The organism is Achromobacter sp. 2789STDY5608621, assembly GCF_001299375.1.
Lineage (GTDB): Bacteria > Pseudomonadota > Gammaproteobacteria > Burkholderiales > Burkholderiaceae_B > Achromobacter > Achromobacter insuavis.
In genome coordinates this window covers 1-2751 of the sequence record NZ_CYTU01000038.1, presented here as the reverse complement: position 1 = coordinate 2751, position 2751 = coordinate 1, and the positions used below count along the sequence as shown (strand labels likewise).

The following is a 2751-nucleotide window of genomic DNA, read 5'->3' as shown; positions in this document are numbered from 1 at the left end:
CATCGCCCCCATGGGGCAGGTGGCGGCCTGGGCCGCGTGGCGTTCGTCGGGCGCGTCGCTGTGCCTGGACGGACCGGCCACCCAGATGGTGCCGGCGGCCGAGCATAGCTGGATCAGCGTGCCGCGCTGTCCGGTCGCCGGCATGAAGCCCGGCGGCACCAGCGCCTTGAGCGCGAACAGCGCCAGCACCAGCCAGAGGCAGGCGGCGTTGCGGGCGAGGGACGGGAACGGGCGGCGCATGATCGACGCCCATTCTAGAGGGTTTTGGCGCTGGCGTGACAGGCGCGGCAAGCCGGCGGCTGCGACCCATCGCCGCAGCGCGCGGGCCGCTACACCGTGCGCGCGGCCCAGAAGGCGGTGCGGATGCCCGGCGCGGCGGCGATCCGCGCGGTGACGCGGTCCAGGTCCAGTTCGTCCACCGAGGCTTCGCTCAGCGCCGCCTCGATCTCGACCTCGTTTTCACCGAACTGGTCGATCTTCAGCTCGGACAGGGGCAGTTGCTCGTCTTCGAGCACGTCTTCCAGCACGGTCATGGCCGCCTGGCGCTGATCGACGTGGGCGATGATGTGGATCACCGTCGTGACTTCGGTGGTCTGCGCGTCGACCGGCTGGCGGTTGACGTAGGAGACCAGCGGCCGCAGCAACGTATTGGCGGCCAGCACGAACACGGTGGCCGCGATCGCCTCGAGGATCAGCGAGGCGCCGGCGCAGGCGCCAATGGCGGCCGAGCCCCACAGCGTGGCCGCGGTGTTCAGGCCGCGGATGCTGCCGCCTTCGCGCATGATGGCGCCGGCGCCCAGGAAGCCGACGCCGGACACCACATAGGAAATCACGCGCGCGCCGCCATCGGGACCGCCGACGCGGAAGGCCATGTCGACGAAGATGGCGGCGCCCACCGCCACCAGTGCGTTGGTGCGCAGGCCGGCGGTGCGCTGGCGGTACTGGCGCTCGAAGCCGACGATGGAGCCGAGCACGAAGGCCACCGCCAGGCTGATGAGGGTGTTGGCCAGCGGCAGCAGCTGGATGTTCTCGAAGTTCTTCATGTTGTTGTTCTCGTGTTCAGGGCATCTGCCAGACGGACGCGGCGGTCAGGATGAAAGCCAGCAGCCAGAGCAGCAGCAGGGCCGCCACCCGGGCGGCGAGGAGGCATTTGTACGGGTCTTTCATGACAGTCTCCTTTCCGTGGCTCAGGCCGGCAGCACGGCGATGCGGGCGCCGCCTTCGTTTTCCCAGTGCACGCGGCGCACGTCGGGGCTCTGGCCCAGGCGCAGGGCGATGGCGCTGAGCAGGCCGCGCAGCTGCGGCGGGCATTGCAGCGTGACCGTGGTGCTGGCGAGCTGGTCGGCTTCCTGGCGCGAGATGCGCACGTTCAAGACCCGCAGGTTCAGGGCCTGCAGCTCGTAGTACAGCTGCTTGCGCAGCGCGTTCAGGGTGTCGGCGAGGCTGACGATGGTGAACTGGTAGGTCGGGGTGGCGGCCGGGGCGGCCGCGGCCACGCCGGCGCCGCGCACGGCGGCGGCGCCATCCAGGAAGGGGAGGAATTTCTTGATGCGCATGGTCGTCTCCTGGCGGGAGTACGGTGGAAGGTCCACATGCATGCGCCGCTCGCCGGGCGCGGGGCGGGCGCAACAAAGCCCGCGTATCGCGTCGGTAAGTCGGTATCGGGAGGGCTGTGGCCGGGGCAGCGCGAGGGCTGTCGGGCCAATAGCCGTGTCCTGGCTTTACGCAGGACTCGGCAGAAAACTCTGCGGATCCTGCGTCAAGCGGCGCAAGCAGTCGTGTATCGACTACATCCGTCGTTGTCCACAATGATCTCGGGGTGGTTGATGGTGCGGCAATTATAAGAAGGGATTAGGGAAAACACCAAGTAAAAAATCAGACTTAATGAATATTGATATGCCGTCGTGCGACCGAACCCGCGCCGTGCAGGCAAGCCCGGCGGGTGGAAGGGGAACGGCGGCCCGGCCGGGCCGCGTTTCCAAGCCCCGGCCGGGAACGGATCAGCGCGCGCCGGCGTAGTACTGTCCCAGCGCCTCGACCTCGCTGTCGGTCAGCCGCTGCGCGAAGGCGCGCATCACGCCGACATCGTCGTTTTGCCGCGAACCGTTGCGAAAGGCGTTGATCTGGTCCGCGAAGTACTCCTTGGACTGGCCCGCCAGCCGGGGCAGCAGCGGTCCTTCGCCCATGCCGCGCAGGCCGTGGCAATTGGCGCAGGCGGGCAGGGCGCGGCTGCCGTCGCCCGCCTGGTCGAGCTTGCGCGCCGCCTCGCCGCCGGCCTCGCCCACGTGTAGCGGCGGCCCCGCCAGGCTGCCGTAATAGGCCGCCAACTGGCCGATTTCCTGCTCGCTCAGGGCCTGCGCGATGGTGTTCATCAGCGGCTGCTTGCGGGTGCCCTGGCGGAAGTCCGCCAGCTGCTTGGCGATGTACTCGGGCGTCAGGCCGGCCAGGTTGGGGAAGATGCCGCCGGTGGGCGTGATGCCGGCCTGGCCGTGGCAGGCGACACAGGCCTGCACGCCGGCCGCCGGCTTGCCGGCGGCGGCGAGCTGCTTGCCCGGTTCGGGGTCGGCGCCGCGCAGGTAGCCCTCCCAGGCCGGACGCGATGCGCTGAAGTCCAGCGCGCTGCGTCCGGGCACGGGCGCGGCCGGGATGGCGGTCGAAGGGGCGGGCGTGGCGGCGGGCGCCGGCGCCGCCGTGGCCGGTGCGCCCGATGCCGCGGGGGCTGCTGGCGCCGCGGGTGCGGCTGGTGCGGCC

3 protein-coding genes and 1 pseudogene are annotated in these 2751 nt (G+C 70.4%); all 4 read right to left on the bottom strand.

Annotation, left to right across the window (positions count from 1 at the left end):
• Positions 1-240, bottom strand: a pseudogene (locus AOZ53_RS34830) (DUF2946 domain-containing protein); the annotation flags it as partial.
• Between the two features lie 89 nt (positions 241-329).
• Positions 330-1043 (bottom strand): MgtC/SapB family protein, encoded by a 714-nt coding sequence (locus AOZ53_RS25500; RefSeq protein WP_054434970.1) that lies wholly within the window; start codon positions 1041-1043, stop codon positions 330-332.
• A gap of 144 nt (positions 1044-1187) precedes the next feature.
• A complete protein-coding gene (locus AOZ53_RS25495; RefSeq protein ID WP_054489881.1) occupies positions 1188-1556 on the bottom strand; it encodes a hypothetical protein in 369 nt (122 codons plus the stop codon).
• A gap of 444 nt (positions 1557-2000) precedes the next feature.
• The coding region (locus tag AOZ53_RS25490; RefSeq protein ID WP_054489928.1) for a c-type cytochrome at positions 2001-2751 on the bottom strand (751 nt) is incomplete at its 5' end.